10 protein-coding genes and 2 pseudogenes are annotated in these 19,304 nt (G+C 35.9%); 3 read left to right on the plus strand and 9 right to left on the minus strand.

Annotated elements, in window-relative coordinates; all coding sequences use genetic code 11:
- Positions 1–92 precede the first annotated feature (92 nt).
- Positions 93–476, minus strand: coding sequence for a helix-turn-helix domain-containing protein (locus A9G44_RS01640; RefSeq protein ID WP_034915655.1), 384 nt, complete (start codon positions 474–476; stop codon positions 93–95).
- Positions 477–649: 173 nt separating this feature from the next.
- Here A9G44_RS01640 and A9G44_RS01645 point away from each other — a divergent pair, with 173 nt between their 5' ends.
- The gene (locus tag A9G44_RS01645; RefSeq protein WP_065608984.1) at positions 650–1,372 is read left to right on the plus strand and encodes an outer membrane protein; all 723 of its coding nucleotides are present in this window, start codon (positions 650–652) and stop codon (positions 1,370–1,372) included.
- Between the two features lie 239 nt (positions 1,373–1,611).
- Positions 1,612–1,917, plus strand: a complete 306-nt coding sequence (locus tag A9G44_RS01650; RefSeq protein ID WP_065608985.1) for a hypothetical protein — start codon at positions 1,612–1,614, stop codon at positions 1,915–1,917.
- Between the two features lie 89 nt (positions 1,918–2,006).
- Here the strand turns inward: A9G44_RS01650 and A9G44_RS13920 are convergent.
- From A9G44_RS13920 to A9G44_RS01680, 6 genes and pseudogenes are all read right to left on the minus strand, one after another.
- Positions 2,007–2,150: pseudogene (locus A9G44_RS13920) on the minus strand (integrase core domain-containing protein); the annotation flags it as partial.
- A 277-nt stretch (positions 2,151–2,427) separates the two neighbouring features.
- A pseudogene (locus A9G44_RS13635) lies at positions 2,428–2,650 on the minus strand (transposase); the annotation flags it as partial.
- A 253-nt stretch (positions 2,651–2,903) separates the two neighbouring features.
- Entirely contained in the window at positions 2,904–4,238 is a 1,335-nt protein-coding gene (locus A9G44_RS01665) for a hypothetical protein (protein WP_065608987.1), read from the minus strand.
- Positions 4,225–10,497: a protein kinase domain-containing protein gene (locus A9G44_RS01670; protein WP_218837504.1), complete on the minus strand. Its 6,273-nt coding sequence runs from the start codon at positions 10,495–10,497 to the stop codon at positions 4,225–4,227. Before A9G44_RS01670 ends, A9G44_RS01665 begins: the two co-directional genes overlap by 14 nt.
- 12 nt (positions 10,498–10,509) lie before the next feature.
- Complete coding sequence (locus A9G44_RS01675; RefSeq protein WP_065608988.1) at positions 10,510–11,154, minus strand: 4Fe-4S single cluster domain-containing protein; 645 nt, start codon at positions 11,152–11,154, stop codon at positions 10,510–10,512.
- Between the two features lies 1 nt (position 11,155).
- Positions 11,156–12,970 (minus strand): AAA family ATPase, encoded by a 1,815-nt coding sequence (locus A9G44_RS01680; protein ID WP_065608989.1) that lies wholly within the window; start codon positions 12,968–12,970, stop codon positions 11,156–11,158.
- Between the two features lie 533 nt (positions 12,971–13,503).
- Between A9G44_RS01680 and mutS the strand changes: the two genes are divergently transcribed.
- Positions 13,504–16,062, plus strand: coding sequence for a DNA mismatch repair protein MutS (gene mutS, locus A9G44_RS01685; RefSeq protein WP_065608990.1), 2,559 nt, complete (start codon positions 13,504–13,506; stop codon positions 16,060–16,062).
- 107 nt (positions 16,063–16,169) lie between these two features.
- On the opposite strand, the gene dld is transcribed toward mutS, so the two are convergent.
- Both dld and rlmF read right to left on the minus strand, forming a co-directional pair.
- Positions 16,170–17,867 carry a D-lactate dehydrogenase gene (gene dld / locus A9G44_RS01690; RefSeq protein ID WP_065608991.1) on the minus strand — a complete coding sequence of 566 codons (1,698 nt, stop codon included), beginning with the start codon at positions 17,865–17,867 and terminating at the stop codon, positions 16,170–16,172.
- A gap of 165 nt (positions 17,868–18,032) precedes the next feature.
- The gene (gene rlmF / locus A9G44_RS01695; protein ID WP_065608992.1) at positions 18,033–19,013 is read right to left on the minus strand and encodes a 23S rRNA (adenine(1618)-N(6))-methyltransferase RlmF; all 981 of its coding nucleotides are present in this window, start codon (positions 19,011–19,013) and stop codon (positions 18,033–18,035) included.
- Between the last annotated feature and the right edge of the window lie 291 nt (positions 19,014–19,304).

A 19,304-nucleotide genomic window follows, 5' to 3' on the forward strand; every position in this document is an offset into this window, starting at 1 on the left:
ATTACTTATTTATATATATGATCTTATCATCTAAAAACGTCTAACAAAGCTCCAAAAAGTTTTAAAATCTTAAAATAAAAACTTATTTTTTATTACATTGTATCAATCAAAATGATAATTGCCCGTTTTTGTTCAACTGATAACATATCCCAACGTTGTAATAAACGGGCTTTTAGATCATTTTGTGTAGAATAATATCCCGTTTTGTTTTCACTTACTTTATTGGAACTATTAAAGATATAACTTTGTTCTTCATCAATAAGAAACCAACTTATTGGTGTATTTAATTTATGTGCAATTTTAGTTAAATGATCCAGATTAATTTTATTAATCCCTCTTTCGTAGCGAGATAATTGCTGAGTTGATAACTCTACTCGTTCAGATAACTCAGCTATAGTTAAATTGTTTTCTTTTCTACAGTGTTGTATGCGCTTTCCTACTTTTTTATCTATATCAGATACAGGTACTTTTGCCATTAAATGTCTTTGCTCATAACTAAAATTTAAATTGGTATTTATTGTCGAGATGTTAGTCTTTTTATTGAACATCCTTTATTGATACAAAAATAAATAAACAAATCCATTATTGATAGTTTTATATTTTTAATTTATACTTTTAAAAGTCAATTTAGGCAAAATAAGGAATAAAAATGAAGAAATCGTTTATTACAATAGCTTTTTTAACAAGTATAAGTAGCTTTTCTTATGCAGAAACATCAGGCCTTTACATTAATGGCCAAATAGGTGCAAGTTGGCTAAAAGCAAAAAGTATAGAGCATCACTTTAATGAGGACGATATAAATTCTAGTCATTTGAGATTTGGATCTCAAAATAAGACTGTCCTTAGTGGTGGTGTAGGAATTGGATATAACTTTAAACCTCAATTTAGTATCCCTATTCGCACTGAATTGATGTTTACTAAACGTGGCAATTTAAATAAAAATACCAATTCGCGAAATGTGTCATATATCGATGACGATGGAGATGCACAAACTGCTGATTACTATTTAAGCATAAAAACACGTATGAATACATTAATGTTAAATACCTATTATGATATTGATACAGGAACTGATTTCACACCTTATGCATCACTAGGTGTTGGTACTGCGTTTTTGAAATATGAACGAACAGGACTTGTAAAAGGCGGAGACAATGAGGATGCCGATACAGATTCCAAAAGCAAAACTCGCTTTGCCTACTCTGCAGGTATTGGGGCTTCTTATAAAATAACTGACAATTGGTCGACAGATTTACAAGCTCGATATACTTACGGAGGAAAAGTAAATGTATCAACAAATGATAATAGCTCAAATTCATCATTAAAACTTAGCACAACTGATTTAACTATTGGTGTTCGTTATTCGTTTTAGCAAAGAAAAGGGCAATATAGCCCTTTTATAGAAAAACATTATATATTTCTTATTTTTTAGTGAATTTTGTAGGAGTATTGATATATACAATTCAACCCTTGATAAAAGATACATTATCGTGGCATTAATTTTAAGCTGGGATTCACTTTTGGGGATGCTGTATATAGTAAAAAAGAACAAGAAAATGACAAAAAAACTGATTAATTATATTAAAAATGTTATTTGATTAAGGAAAACTGATGAAAAAAATATTTATATTTACATTATTAGGCTGTTTTTTATTAACTGGTTGTGGAGATGAAATGCCGCCAAAATGTGATAGTAAAGATGCAGAAAATATATTAAAAGAAATTTACACAAGAGAAGGTTTTAAAAGACCGACTATTGTTAATCAAAAAACACTCCGTACTGATAATGATAATAAACAGTATCTATGTCAGGCATATTTACAAGAAGCAACTTTAATGAAGTCAGGTACTTTCAAATACTCAATCACTTGGCAAAATAAACAGCAAAAAATATTTTATATCCAATTAATCGATTAATAAAGTTTTATAAAGAATTATCAAATGTCTATTTGACAAAAAATCAAATTGTAAATATCCCAAACTTAGTACACAACTCACGTAGAAAATCATGCTGCTTGTAATACCTCATGCGGTCTTTCGGTATTATAAATCGTTAACCATTCTTCGGTTATTCTCCTTGCTTGTGCTAAGTTGTTAAAAAGATATAAATCGAGTACTTCAGTACGATAGGTACGATTAAATCGTTCTACCCGTTTATGATTCCATTTATAGCCCAGCTTTTTGATACGATTAAAGCATTTAGGAAAGCCCCAACGTAAATGCCGGTCTGTGATAGCATTCAATACCGAAACAATCACCGAATCATCTTGTAACTTAGGTTGATAATAGTAAGCACAACGGCTTAAGCCAACAATGGCACAACTCATAGCAATAGTAACTGAATGATTTTGTTGTAGTTGCTGTGCCCACGTTTTACGTGCCTTTGTGGGCACTAAAGCTTTTTTATAATTTCTTCCTGAAGCTGGGATTTTAAACTCAGTTCGGCAAACATCTGCTTAAGCTTGCGGTTTTCAGCCTCCAGCTCCTTTAAGCGTTTGATATCCGAAGTTTCCATTCCGCCATATTTTTCTCGCCATTTATAGAAAGTTGAATTACCCATGCCATATTTACGGCACAGTTCTTTAACCGGAATACCCGCTTCAGCTTCTTTTAAAATAGCGACGATTTGATGTTCAGTCATTTTTTTCATAATTAAATCCCCTTTTCTTTTATCATAGAGAATTTTCTACTTTTTTGCTGTACTATTTTAGGGGATAGTTACACATTTGACTATAAAGTGTTTAGCTAAATTGGTGATAATAATTTTTCTTTATGATATCAGCGCCCTATCACCTGTCTGTGGTAAGGCGTTAATTTTGTTTTTTTCAAGGATATTTATTACAGTGTTTCTTAAATTACTGTAAACAACGTGAGGAATTCCTACAGATAATATATTTTATTTACTAAAAATATTTTTTTACGTTTTCTTTTATTATTGTACCATTTTGTTCTTCGTTAACTTGTTTTATAGCAACCTGTCCAATAGGGAGTGATTTTTCTAGTATTAATGAATCTCCTTGCTTAGCAAGCCATGCTTGTAATTTAGCAAAATCGCTACACCATAGTGTTTCTATATCTTTATCTCGTTGTCGATCTTCTTGTTGAGTAAATCTGACCGCTCTAAGTTGCATCCGTTGGTTTTCAGCCTGTCCTGTAAATTCAATACCATATCCTGGTGTGGCAGGATTGCGAATGACTAATCGCCCGTCTTTAATCCATTGAGTTTGCATGTCACTCCTTACTTCGTAACCTAGTTTAGATAAGCATTGAAGTAAAGTTTGCTGCCTGTAAGTTGCGGTTATGGTGTTGGTTACTTTTATAAGTTGCTGCTCGCAATTTTCAACTAATGTTGTTAATTCATCTATAGTTAACTGATCCAATTGTTGAATATCTAACTTTAAAGGTTCTACTGATTTTTGTTTCAACTCCGCTACAATGAGTTCTAATTTAGCCAATAATTGGGTACGCTTTTTGGCTTCTTGTACGGTTTTTGATAAATCTAATAAAATACTATCTAGTAATAAATTTTGTTGTTGTTTTATTGTTTCTGTTTCTGCTATGTTTAATCGTTGCATAAAAGATTGATAGACATTTTTATTTTCTAATGCGAGTTCACTTAAGTAATGATCTATTCGGTTAAAGCGCGGATCCCTTTGTGAGGTTTGATGTTTAGTTAGCCAATCTGTATAAGTTTGTGTTGATTTATCTACATTCATGCTATTTAAGATTGCTTGTTGTTTTGCCGTCAACACATTCGTTTGTTGTTCAGGTACTAAATAACCAAAGACTTGGTTAAATACAGCTGTTGCTGAGCCTTGGTAGTTTCCTTGTATTATTTGTGTCAGTTCATTGTGTAATGCTTTTGGTAGGTGCAGCCCTTTTTGTGCTATTGCATTTATCAACAATTGAGCATTTTCTTTGGTTTGTCTTGCTTCTTCACGTTGCTTCGCTAATGTTGTTATTATGACTTGCTTACGTTCAATAATATCCGCTTGCAGCTGTTTAATTTCTATAGGTACTAGTCGTTGAATATCTGAAAATTTATCTTCAGCTAATAATTTATTAAATTTTTCTCGTGTGTTGATGATGCCTTGCAAAAACGTATCATCGGTAATTGCTAAGTTTTGCATCGCACGCTGCCATTGGTTAATGGCTTGATCAAGTTGGGCTAATATCCCTTGGCAAGTAGCTATTATTTCTTCTCGTGTCACTATGTGTACAACTTTAGGACCGCTCATGAGTTTCTCCTGTGGCAAGCGTTTCATTTATTAATTGTCTAAGCTTGGCTTTAATTTGTTCATTTTGTTCATACCATTCATGCGATGTGATACGAATGATATGAGGAATAGATCTGTTTAGCACCGCCGTACGCCAAATATCTCTAGCCCTAGCATTAGCCAATAAAGGGTGTGTTGGAGCATCGCACTCAATGCCCACTATATAAAGTTGTGTTTTAGGATCTTCTATTGCGAAATCTAAAGCAAAAACGCCTGTTCCTGAATTTTTGGTATAAGACACCCCTAGTGATCGTATAAACATTTCTACATCATTTAAAAGCGCATCTTGTCGAGATTCGATTAATTTTGTTGCTTGAGTTTCAGTAGTGGCAATAATACCTTTTAAAAGGCTTTGTGCTGTAACGAAGTCTCCAGCCGACAAGGCTCTAGCATATGCCAGATAACATTGTAAGTAATCTCTTGGGCTTATTGGCTGATGCTGTGATGCTAACATATCTGATATATCTTCAATTGGCATAGAGCAAAGTAATATTACTTTTTTTCTTGCCCGTGTGATGGCAACATTGAGTCGACGTTCTCCTCCCAATTGTCCAAGCACGCCAAAGTTACGACGGAACACGCCCTCTTTGTTTCGACCAAATGTCGTAGAAAATATGATGATATCCCTCTCATCACCTTGTACATTTTCTACATTTTTAATAAAAAAAGACATGTTTTCACCCGCCTCTACACGCTGAGTCTCTTCGAGATAAAGGGTTCGAAATATCTCATTTTCTCGGACTTTTTTATTAAATAAGTCTTCAATCAAATCAGCCTGCTTTTTATTAAATGTAACAACACCGAGTGAAGGACGTTGTTCTTTCGGTAATTGCCAAATCTCTGCAACCTTTTCCACCACTTGTTCTGCCTCGGTGAGATTTGTTTGATTGTGATAAACTCCATTAACCTGTAAAAATTCTATAGGTTGAACTTGTTTTATTGTCGATTTTGGATGACGTACTGGTACATTAAGCTGATTATTGTAAAAAGCTGCATTAGAATAAGCAATTAATTCACGATAAGCAGAACGATAATGAATTTGTAAGCTTGTACTTGGTAATACTGAACGTGCTAATTGCAACAAATCAGGGCAATCCAGAATTTCTCTACAATTCCATTGACCGGTTTGTAATTCTTCTTGTTCTTCATCGCTTAATTCATCATAAGACAGATTTAAATCAGCTTCTTCTATTTCTATTTGATTAGCAAAAAAATTACTAGGAGGCATTTGCTTTTCATCACCACTTACTACCAATACTTTACCACGGTAAAGGGTTGGGATAGCGTATTGTATCGGCATTTGAGAAGCTTCATCATAAATAACCGTATCAAATAAGCCTGCTTTTAAAGGTAATAAACGACTTGCCACATCAGGATTCATCAACCAGATAGATCTAAGTTTCATTAAGCCTAATTTTTCACCTTGTTCTATAAATTCTCTTAAACGCCTAGCTCTAACACCTGTTAGCCTTGTAATATCTTCCCACTGTCTTAATGATCCTAATTCTTTAATAGGAATATTTTGTTCAAGTAATACGCGGTTCAAAGCTCGCATTTCAAGGTCAGCTGCAGCTAATAATTTAATTCGTTTTTGTGTTTCTTCATCATTAATTAATAAGATTGGATAGGCTAACTCTATTCTTTCTTTCCATGCTTGATAAGCTTCTCCATTGACCAATTGCCTAAATACTTTTTCTAAATCAGTTACCGCTATTTGTTTCAATAGTTCTTGGTAACTACGCAATTTAGCTAGCAACTGTAAGGAAGTGGCTGAAAGTTGTTCGGCTCTTTTTCTAAAATATTGGTAGTCAGCCAAGCTAGGTAAAGCTTGCTTGATGTCTAATAGTTTAGGTTCCGTTGACACATTGTTTTCTATCGCTGTTTTACAGCTTTGATAAAGCGAAGGGCTTAAATAGTGTTCAATCCTAGCTAATTTTTCTAGTGCTTCTTTTCGAGCAAAGTAACGATTAAAAGCTGTAGTATAATCAGCTAAAAGTTGTTCAAAGGCCGGTTTGCTATTTAATAACGCTGCTTCTACCTCTTCGGTTCTCGGGGCGATCATTATTTTGTTAAATAGTTGCATTACTTCTTCTAAAGTAACTATCGTTTCATTAATGAGTCCAGCCATTTTAATGCCAATTGTATTATCAGGTATCGGTAATTGTAATTGTTTAAAAATACACTGTAATTTATTACGAATAGGGCGATATTGTTGCTCTAAAATCAATGCGTGAAAAAGCATTGGGAAGCGTGTTCCATCAGATATTTCACCTTGTTGCATTAAGAAATGCGTTAAATTTTTCTTTGCAGAATATCGCGTAATACTTAAAAAGCTATACCAAGAAGTTGGTGTCATCATGCGGCTAGCTTGCTTTGTTAATTTATCGAGCGGTTGCTGTTCTAACAAACATAACTTAGGCGATAAATCGCACCACGAAGCATCACTAATAACGGCCAATTGTTCTTCAAGCAGCTTTAGCTCTGTTATCAGTGTATAACCTTCTGATGAACTTTGTTGTTTAGCAGCGTCGACTTTAAAAAGCGAAGACCATTTATTTAGTTGTATTCTTACACTGTCAGAAATTGCTAAAAACATCTGTCCATCAGTTTCTATCCAGTGTTGATAGGGGGTAGGATCATTTAAATCAAATCGTGCTTGGTTAATGTTTAACACAACTGTACGATTATGTTCCGCTTCCATAAAATCAGTAAAGAAATGATTAAAATCACTGAGGGTTGCTGGCTCATGCGAAAAAGCACGCAACTCACTTAATGCCGTATGCTCGTAATTCGCTGGTAGCCAATAACGTATCAGTAATGCACATTCATCTTCTAGCTCGGCTAATTGTACTTTATTTAATGCACTTAATACGGTTCTAAGTTGTGGTGCTACAAATGTACTCGGCTGCTTATTTAAACTGATCAATTCAGCTATTAATTCTCTATAAGTTAATCCTGTCTGTTCATCTACATGATGCAAAGCTTGGTGATAACTATCGAGTTGATGTTCTAACTGAGTAATTTGGTTTGCAATTTGTTCTCTTTTAGCTTCCCAGTGAGTATCTACTGGTGACTTAAATAGTCTATCAAGTTGCTCTCGGATACTACTAATCACTATATTGCGGTCAGCATTCACATCATTGATCATTATTGCGCGATTATTAAGCCCCTCAGCTACAAGTCTTTTATAAACAACTTCAAGCGCAGCTTTTTTCTGGCAGACAAGCAAAATTGTTTTATTACGACCAATCGCATCGGCTATCATATTGACAATGGTTTGGCTCTTTCCTGTGCCTGGAGGTCCTTCAATCAATAGTCCAGGATATTGTCTTGATTGAAGTACTGCATTTTCTTGAGAGGGATCGCTTGCAACGGTAAAATAGCGCTCTAGCTCGGGTGTTTTTTCAGGAATATCCGCTAAAGTTTGGTAAGATTTTAATCGTAATGCGGTTTCTAATGCAGTGCCAATAGGAGATATTTTTTTCAGTTTATTTAATTCTTCACCTATCGATTGCCCCATAAAATTAACATTAAAAAACACAGCTGAGCAACTTAAGTATAGCTTTCCTCGCTCTATCTCTTGCTTAAATGGTAAGGCTTGTACTTTTCTTGATAAAGGGTTCCCCAATATACTAAGAGCATCGATAATTTCCTGTGTAGATAAAGCGGAACGGGTTAATAATTCATCTAATGTATTTTTCCATGTTTGATATAAGCTCTTACCTAATATTCCTTCCAAAGCAGGATTAATTCTAATTTCTTCCCGATCATGATCGAAGGAAAAGGCAATATGATTTCTTGCACCAAGCTCGTAATGAAGTTTTATCGGCCATAACAGCAATGGTGCAATACGAGGTAATCGATATGCTGTGGGTTCTTGATAAATTAAGAAAGGAAACCCCATATACAAATCATCAATGCCGGTATCTCTTTTGTACAAAGAAGATTGTCTATATAAATTACTTAATCTACGCTCTAAATATTGATCTTGCTGAAATGCCATCAGATCGATACTTATTTGACGGCTATTACGTGCAACAAGATGATCTAATAATGCTTCTGCGGGCTTACGCTCTGTACCTAGTAAATAAATATCGATTCGTGGCATGTACAGCCCTAAATGCATTCGAACTAAAGGTCCTTGCAATACTGAGGCAGAAACTTTTTTATGGAAGAAATCAATAATCTGTGAAATATATTGCTGTTTATGCGGTTTTATCCATTGCTCTGCCGGCACACTTAATAACAGTAACAACTGGTGAAAAGGCATTCTTTTTTCTAATCGGTATTGCTCAGTCCAAGCATCTAGCTGCTCATGTCCTATACAAGCAAAACCTTCAATACGCTCATTAAGCATTTGATAAAGTGCTAATCTAGGTTGGCGCATTAATTCTTTTAATTCTTGCTCATCCACCGTTACGACTGAATGCTGATCACTTAATTTTAAAACTTCTTGCGTTACATTATCTATCGATTTGAATTGCCCGATCTGAGCGCTTAGCAATACAATCAAATCTTCTTCACTGATTGCTCGTCGCTCAATTAATGATAAAATTCCAACATTATTGGCATCAGGAAAAATAGCTAATCGCTCCTCCCATAATGCAGTTAATTGAGCGCGCGATGTAGAAAGCAGATGAATCTTTAGCGTTTCTTCATCCAAGCGAATTTGCAAATTATCGGCTCGTCTTCTAACTGTATTTGCTCTTTCTTGCAAACGCCACAGCCAAATCTCCAAATCTTGTAAAACATGGGGGATAAATCCCTCAATAAATAGACATCCTTGTAATGGATGCTGTAATAGCCAACTTGGTGTAATAATATCGCCTTTGAGTACCAATGGCATATCAGGATTTAATATCTTAAGTACTAACATCAACTTTAAGTCGTCGCTTAAATCAAGTTGACGTAGAACTTCTCTTACTTTAGCTAGTATTTGCTCATCAAACTCAGCCTTTTCTAACCATGTTGTGACTAAACCTCTTACAAGATGATCACATGCTTCTTGCCAATAAAGCGGATCAGCTGCAGCTAAGGCAAATAATTTAATATCAGAATAATGTCGCTCTCCTAGCTGAATTGTTGAACCTAATTCGTGTTGAGGGCTTGATAAGGCTTCTGGCACGGCAACCATTTGATCTTGTAGCCATGCCTGCACTTGTGGCCATTGCCAACGTTCATGGTGGTTTTTAGCCAATAACCCCTTTAATAATTGTTGTAATTGTGTTGGTAAGTTATCAGGAATTGTTACTCCATTGGTTAATATTTGTATTAAAAAAGCTTGATCATTCACACCAGCAAAGCATTGCCCTTGGGTTAATTGCTCTAATAGAATAATCCCCAGACTCCACCAATCCGATGCAACGCTAACGCCACCTGCAATAACTTCAGGTGCCATATAGCGAGTTGTTTTTAAAGGCGATATAACCTCTAAATCAAATTCTGATAAACGAGCAGATCCAAAACCTGTAATCACCAAATCTAAAGGATCTTTAGTTCTTACTAACAATGTTTCAGGTCTTAAATCACAGTGTCTTAATCCTACCTCGGTAAACGCCTGTAAAGCTTGACCTAACTCTGCCATAACATGCTTAATGCTAACAAGATCGGTCATAACAATACCAAGATCTGATAAGCTTCCTCCTGTTAGTTCTTCCGCTACCACATAAGCTTGAGCATTCCAACGACCTGCAGTAATAATTTCAGGAACGTGCTCTTTAGGTAGTTGTTTTAATACGTCATAAATCGCCACATCAGGCTCGGCACCGGCATGATAAAGTGTTAAGACGGCTCTTTTTTTATCTTCTATTCTCTCGGCTAAATAGCGCTCTCTAGTCCCATCTATGGTACTTAATGTATTTAATATTCGCCAGTTATCAATTGTTGTTTCCACTGCTTTTGACGCAGGTTCTAAGGTTTGAGTTGTCGCAGATATTACCTCTTGTTCTATAACATCTAACTCGGCTAAATCCCCACCGCACACCATGCACATCAAATCCCCTTCATCCATCGGGTGACCATTAACACAATGTGGCAATGAGCTTATTTGCTCGGTTAACTCCTCGGCTGTAACAATAGACAACGGTCGCCAACCTGATTCACGAATCGGTTCGTTCGACAAATCCCAACCGCAAACTCCTGTCTCAATAGTTCCTTCGCAAAAAATCTCATAAAGTGATCTTTCTGTTTCACAATGAGGACAAAAACGCATCATTGCCATAATTGTTTTTCCTTAATCTCGGGGTTTATCGATTGTTAATACTATACGGTGGCCTTGTTGTGCTAACATATCTTGTAATAGCTGCATGTCATTTCTTTTAGGAATGCCTGCCAACCAAACCGTTCCATCTTCATCAAACATTACATCCAGTGCTTTTTCTTGTTCGTTCACGGTGGTTTGATAAGATCTAAACCGTTTTTCTCCTAAAGGTGTAAAAAAGTGTAGCCGTTGATTATCACTACCTCTAAGTTGTAACGTTTGCGCTGTTTGGTATTGAAAGGGATCGGTTATCAATGCATCTATATAAGGTTTAATCGTAATTAAATGTTCGGTTATTTGCTCTAATGAATAACCGGTATACACTAAAATATCAATGGTCGTTTTTTGTTTAAGCTGTTGTAATAAGGTAGATAAGGCATTCACTTGATCAAAAGGCTCGCCACCTGAAATAGTAATGCCATCAGCTTGTGCTAACCAAGGTGTTAGTTTATCGACTAATTCGTCAACATCAACAAACTCTTTGACCGTGCCCCATGTGTCAGCTGAAATACAACCTTTACACCTTAAACGACATCCTTGAAACCATATACCTATTCTATTACCTGGTCCTAGTGTCGTCACCGGAAAATGGATACGAGATAAACCTAATTTTACCATTCTACAACTCCAATGTTATTGCATTAGCTTGCACTGAGGTAATAGTTACATGCTGCCCAGCTTGAGGATTTAAAGCAAACAACTCACGTGCCAGTGGATTTAAAAGATGTGCTTCTAATTGATTACGAATACCTCGCCCACCATTAGAAAGATCAGTTAAAGCTAACATTTTTAGGCTATGCATGGCATTAGGGCTAAAGGTTAATGTCAGTCCTGTTTGCTTAAAATCATTTAAAATATTAGCCACCATTTGTTCAAAAATCTGTTCAGCAATTTCTGGGCGGATAAAATCAAATACCACAATATTTTCCCCGATCCGGTTCAAAATTTCAGGACGATTTAGTACCACCTTGAAATAATGATCTATCTCATTTTTTACTCTTAGTTGTACCACATCAAAAGAATCATCGGCACTAACATTCACCTCTCGTTTTCCGCTTTCTGTCATTTTATAAATGCCTAAGTTAGATGTAAAAATAATCAGCACTTCAGAAAAATAAACTCTATCTCCTCTTCCTGAAGTCAACTCACCATCATCTAAAATCTGCAAAAATTTATCCAAAATACGGGGATGCGCTTTCTCAATTTCATCAAATAACACAACACTAAAAGGTTTTTCTCGAATTGCATTAGTCAGCTCGCCGCCTACGTCATACCCCACATAACCAGGAGGTGCTCCAATTAAACGTTGATCTGAATGCTCTGAGCTAAACTCAGACATGTCAAACCGGATATATGCGCTTTCATCATTAAATAATAGACTGGTGATAGTTTTTGCTAACTCTGTTTTACCAACCCCTGTAGGCCCAGCTAAAAACACTACCCCTCGAGGTCGATTGCCCTTACGGTTAACACCGATTCCCGTAATTGCACGCTTAACAATATCTAACATATGTGTCACAGCATGCATTTGCCCTTTTACGCGCTGCGAAATAAAGGTTTCTGCCTGCTGTATTTTTTCTCTATCTATTTTTTGCCAAGGATCCTCTGTCACCCCCACCTTATAACGCCGTACAGCATCAGCAATTACGTTAACACCTATATTTTCTACTCGTGCCAATGTAGCAATTGCGTTCATATCCAATAACAGCATACCTTCTGTACTATTTACGAATGTTTTTTCGGCTTGAGTTAAAATCTCATCTGGTAATTGTTGGGCATGAGCTATTCCCTTAATTAATGCACCTGCCAAAGCTCGGCGAGCAATATGATCTGGTTTAGCGACAGAAATAGATCTTACTTTAGGATTATTCACCAAGAACCAATCCGGTAAATCCCCCTCCTTTTCCACAACCCATAGCACTGTATTAAAAAAAGGTTGGCGATTTTCCCCTGCAGGACGTACTTTTGCCTGATGAGACAAAATCAATGCTCGTGTAAATAATTGATGTTCAGCTGGCGTTAAATTATCGGTGCGCACACTTAATTGAGAAGCAAAATCCACCAATAAAGCAATGGGATCTCCAACAAAATTAACAAGCCGTTCTAATACAGAACTCAATAAATCAACACCACCTGTGGCTTTGCCATTTTCTGGTGTTAAACCTAACTTTTGTAATAATTGATCGGTATTGTTGGCAGGAAAGTCGGCTGTTTGTAAACATCGAAAGCCCGACAAGGGATCCCATATCACAACATGCTCATAACCGACTTGTTTTAAGCAACGATAAACGGTTAATTCAAAAGATTGTGGTGTAATAACAGAAGGGACTATCTCGCAAGCTTGTAAATCTCGGATATTACCTGATAATACAAATTGACTTTTAAGTGGTAAAAAACGTAACAAATCTCGTACCCATCGAGGATTTTCAAACATGCTTGACTCCCTTAAAAATAAAACTTATTAACTCATAATTATAAGGCACATTGGTATAAAATGATTTATTGGCTTATTTTTCTTTTAGCTGATTGTTCCTGACCAAAATACTAGACAGTGCCTATATCTATCATTTTACTGTTTTGGTAATATTGTTGTTCACATTGTTGTAGCAATACCCAACCATTAGCCCAATAACAACCGATACGATTATAATAGATTTCAATATGTTGAATATAAAAAACACATAAAAAGTACATAATTTAGAATAATGGGCTCGTAATGAGTCCAATTCTTTAATTAAATGCAAGCATATCCATTTTACATTAAGCCCCAAATAGCCTCTGTAATAAACCAATAATCAGTTATAATAAAATTATTATATAGATGATTACATTATACAACTTACATTTATCATAATTTATAATTAAACTAAAAATAAGAACCAGTACAAATTTATGCTTTTTAATGGTTCTTTGTTAGACTAATGAATTTACTTATTACGTTGAAGGATAAAAAAAAGAAAAACCACCATGACTAATAAAGACAATTTAGCCAACCACACCCCAATGATGCAGCAGTATTTAAAACTTAAATCTGAAAACCCTGATATTTTATTGTTTTATCGTATGGGTGATTTTTATGAGATGTTTTATGATGATGCCAAGCGTGCCTCGCAACTTTTAGATATTTCGCTCACAAAGCGTGGTTCGTCAAATGGTGAACCGATTCCTATGGCGGGAGTGCCTTATCATGCGGTTGAAAGTTATTTAGCAAAATTAATCGCACTAGGGGAATCTGTTGCTATTTGTGAACAGATTGGCGATCCAGCTACTAGTAAAGGACCAGTAGAACGAAAAATTGTCCGTATTGTAACTCCTGGTACAGTAAGTGATGAGCTATTATTAGAAGATCGCAAAGACAATTTACTGGCATCAATTTGGCAATATAAAAATTATTACGGCTATGCCACGCTCGATATCAGTTCAGGACGATTTTATATTTTTGAATGTGACAATTTCGAGGAAATGCAAGCCGAATTACAACGTACAAGTCCTGTCGAATTGCTATATCCGGAAGAATTTCAATCTATGCCATTAATTGAAAATAACTCTGGATTGCGCCGTCGTCCACAATGGGACTTTGATCTTGAAACAGCAAAACAACAGCTTAATCTACAATTTGGCACTAATGATTTAATTGGATTTGGTGTGGAAGAGTGTAATTATGCACTTTGTGCAGCTGGCTGTTTGTTACAATATGTAAAAGATACTCAACGCACAGCTCTACCTCATATACGTTCAATTATCAAACAGTCGGCTTATGATTTTGTCGTGTTAGATGCCGCAACACGTCGTAATCTAGAAATCACCGAAAACCTATCTGGTGGAACTCAAAATACTGTAGCTGAAATACTTGATAAAACTCAAACACCAATGGGTAGCCGTATGCTTAAACGTTGGTTGCATTCACCAATTCGTAATTTGACTATATTACAAAATCGACAACAAGCTATTGGCGAATTACAAAATTATATTGATGAAGTTAATCCATTATTAAAACAAATTGGTGATTTGGAACGTATTTTAGCAAGACTTGCATTACATACGGCTCGACCTCGTGATTTTGCTCGTTTACGTGATGGTTATAATTTATTACCACAATTACAAACACTATTAAGTGGTCTTACTTCACCTGCGTTAATTAGCTTGCGTAAAAAAATAAATCAATTTGACCATATAACCGAAATATTGAATCAGGCTATTGTTGAAACACCGCCGGTAATTATTCGTGATGGTGGGGTTATTGCTACTGGATATAATGCAGAACTAGACGAACTACGAAGTTTAGCGGATGGTGCAACCAATTATTTAGAACAGTTAGAAATCCGAGAACGTGAAACACTTGGCATTGACACATTAAAAGTTGGATTTAATGCTGTGCATGGCTACTATATCCAAATCAGCCGTGGGCAAAGTCATTTGGCACCAATTCATTATACTCGTCGTCAAACACTGAAAAATGTTGAGCGATATATCATCCCCGAACTTAAAGAGTACGAAGATAAAGTGCTAACTTCTAAAGGACGAGCATTAGCACTCGAAAAGCAACTTTACGAACAGCTATTTGATCTATTAATGCCAGATCTAGCCACTATGCAAATCAGTGCTGAAGCCATTGCCGAACTTGATGTGCTTACCAACCTAGCGGAACGATCATTAACACTTAACTATCAAAAACCAACACTATCAACCGACTCAGGAATAGAAATTAAAGATGGCCGACATGTGGTGATTGAGCAAGTTTTACAAACACCATTTATTGCAAACTCGCTCTCATTATTACCAAGCAGACGTATGTTAATTATTACGGGTCCAAACATGGGCGGTAAAAGTACTTATATGCGTCAAACTGCTTTAATTGTATTACTGTCTTATATTGGTAGCTTTGTCCCTGCTTCAAAAGCAGTCATTGGACCTATTGATCGCATTTTTACACGTATTGGCGCTTCTGATGATTTGGCATCTGGTCGCTCCACTTTTATGGTCGAAATGACCGAAACCGCTAACATTATGCACAATGCAACTCAACAAAGTTTAGTATTAATGGATGAAATTGGTCGAGGAACTTCAACATATGATGGGCTTTCATTAGCTTGGGCTTGTGCCGAAAATTTAGCAAATGAAATCAAATCAATGACGCTTTTTGCCACTCATTACTTTGAATTAACCCAATTACCCGAGCATATGCAAGGTGTTTATAATATCCACTTTGATGCCATTGAACACGATAATACCGTTGCTTTTATCCACGAAGTATCTGAAGGCGCAGCGAGTAAAAGTTTTGGTATTGCAGTTGCTGGACTTGCCGGTGTGCCTAAGGCAGTATTAAAGCGAGCTAAACAAAAATTGAAAGAGCTCGAGATTATTTCAAAACAAACAGCTAACAGCGGCGTTGCTCAATCTCAACTTTCTTTTATCAACGAACCTGAACCTTCGGAAGTTGAAGAAGCGTTAAAACAGATTGATCCTGATGCTCTAACACCAAAACAAGCATTAGAAATTTTATATCAATTAAAAAAGTTGGTGTGATTTAAATAACCACTAATTGTTCTATTGTGATATTATTCTGAAAAAACCGCTAGATGTGATTTCTAGCGGTTGGTTTTAATTATTAATAGTATCTAGAATTTAAAAAATTAAGCCCAATTTTTCTTCTTAGATGTTTTACCTATGCCCGGATTAAGACTGTTTGTAGGATCAAGCTCGTGATAGAATTTTTTCAAATCCTCATTGGCATGATACAAATGCCCCACATTGTGCTCGGCTGGATATTGCGCACCACGCTGATCAAGCAATGCTAAAATCTCTTCCTTAACTTTATCACAATCCACCCCTTTTTTAGCTATATAATCTTGATGAAATACATAACAGAAAAAATGCCCATAATACATTTTATAAATAAAGTTCTGATCAATATTATCTGGTAACGTCTCAAACCAATCGGTATCATTGCGTCGTAGTGCGATATCTAATGCAACAATGTTTTCCACTGTTTTGCTATGTACATTACGATAAGCCGTTGCAGCACCCGCAGCTGCAAAACGGTGTAACATTGCAGCTTCAGCTTCTTTTTCGTTACATAAAAAATAATTACCATTTTTATTTTGAAAATAGTCTTTTAAAAAAGCCTCGGCTTCAGCAATCCCATCATCTGCCATTTTTAAAATAAGGTGATGCTCATAACGATCACGATAATTACGCATTGATTTTGGTAAATGATTTGGTAAAAATTTGCAAGCAAAGATAGAAAACCGATCCGAAAAATTCTTTGGAAAAAATGGAATTTTAGCGGTAACACGATCAACAAAGTTCTTAAACACAAACATGCGTGGCATCATATCTGTACCTAACTTTTTAATGGCTAAAAAGGTCGGTTTCCCATAAACTGCGGCAATATCAAAAGCCACGCGATGTATATATTCTCCTGACACAGGCAAGGTTTTAAATTGGCTTAAAATGTGGCGACGAATACCATTTAATTCATTAATATCATTTGTACCAATATAAAATACGGCTGATTTTTTCTCTAACGGAAATGTATCAAGGCGCACAGCAAATACCATTAATCTACCAGCACTACCTGATGCTTCATAATGACGAGCAGGATCAGCATTAAATCTAGCAGGCGTATCGGCATCTACTTCACGAACATGCTCACAATAATAGTGATCATGGCCTAACCCAGCATCATGTTTAATATCCTTATCAGTATAAGTATGATTTTGAAGATTCTGTAAAATTGTTTCTGGTTCATCACCCAATTCTATACCTAAATGATTAACTAAACGCAATTGCCCTTGCGCATCTAATTGAGCAAACACCGCCATTTGAGTATAAGCAGGCCCACGCTGAATCAGTGCTCCACCTGAATTATTACATACCCCACCCATCACAGAAGCGCCAATGCAAGATGAACCTATAACCGAATGCGGACCTCGATGATATTTTTTTAATTCCTTTTCTAGACGAAAAAGTGTACTACCTGGTAAGCAGACAACTTGTTCACCATTTTCTATCACTTTGATACCATCCAAGCGACGAGTGCTAACAATAACAACAGGACGATCATAGTCATTACCATCAGGCGTTGAACCACCAGTTAATCCAGTATTTGCGGATTGTGTGATAACAATCACATCCGCTTCAACACACGCCTTTAACACCTGCCACTGTTCAACTAACGTTCCCGGCAAAACAACTGCCAATGCATCACCTTCACCAAATCGAATACCTTGACGATAAGGCAATGTGCGTACTGGATTGGTTAGAGTATATTTATGTCCAACAATACCTTGTAGCTGCTCAATGAGCTTAGCTGTTTGATTACTTTTCATATCGGTATTTCCTATGGTTATTGAAAATTGAGATGGGTTAATAGCGGCGATTAAATAATCACCATCTTAACCAAAAGCGAAACAATAAGCTATCGGAATTTTTATTGCAGATGAACAAAACACACTTAAACGACCTTTTACAACAAAAAGGTCTATAAAGGCAATTTATTCATAATGTTTAACATTTTGTTTTATATGACTTTTTGATAAAAGTTGTTGGCGTTCAGTTTGATTAAAAAAAGTCCACGCTACAAACCTACTCACTTTTTGCCCTTGCGCCATGGGAATAATACGGCTTTCAACAACAGCAGCTTGTTTTAATTTTTTGTTAATTACCGACAAGGTCTCTTTTTTTGAAACTAATGAAGTAAACCACAGGCATTGAGTTTTATATTGAGTACTTTCATTAATCATATTACTAATAAAAGCTCTTTCACCTCCTTGACACCAAAGCTCGGCATGTTGTCCACCAAAATTAAGCACAGTTTTTTGAGTGGAATTTATTAACTTACCTAACTTCTTCAATTTGGTTTGCGTACTTACCAACGCACCTTCTGCTGAGGCATGAAAAGGCGGATTGCACAGGGTTAAAACATAAAATTCATTGGGCTTAATAATATGCTTAAAAATCGATCCACTGTCTTTTTGTAATCGACACTGCAAAGTGTTTTTTAATAACCTATTGGCTTGTGTAATTAGCAAAGCAACTTTGATCGCAACTGGATTAATATCACTCCCTACAAATGACCAACCATATTCGGCACAACCAATAATAGGGTAAATCACATTAGCCCCAACGCCGATATCTAAAACCCGAATTTGTTTACCTGTTGGAATGCTATTTTGGCTGTCTTGAGCTAATAAATCAGCCAAATAGTGAATATAATCAGCTCGACCAGGAATGGGCGGACATAAAAAACCGTCTGGGATATCCCAATAATTTATTTGATAATCATTAAATAACAAGGCTTTATTTAACAGTTTAACGGCCAAAGGATCGGCAAAATCGATCGATAAATTGCCATAGGAATTCTGATTTACATATCGAGACAACTCAGGCAGTATTTTAATGAGCTTTGCAAAATCATAGCCATTCCGGTGTTTGTTTCTGCAATGTAATTGGGGCTTTTTTAATGGCGTTTGCACGGTTGTCCTATTTTATCCAAAATCAAATAACCGCTATTATAACGACTTAACAGCAATATGCGAAAACTGAACAAATCAATTAATCAAAATGACTACGGTGTAGCGTTGTTTTTACTCTAAAATCGTTCAGGTAGACTATTGATTTTATTGGAGTTTTTATTTTAAACCAAATCAAACGGTTATAGTTGACTGTGGTGTTGTTTGTGGTGGTTTTTATATTATTAAATTCCCGTTACAATATTATTGCTCAATCCTTATTAAAAATCTTAAAATTCGATAAAACTAAAACAC

The sequence above is a fragment of the Gilliamella sp. Occ4-3 genome, from assembly GCF_001690675.1.
Lineage (GTDB): Bacteria > Pseudomonadota > Gammaproteobacteria > Enterobacterales > Orbaceae > Gilliamella > Gilliamella bombi.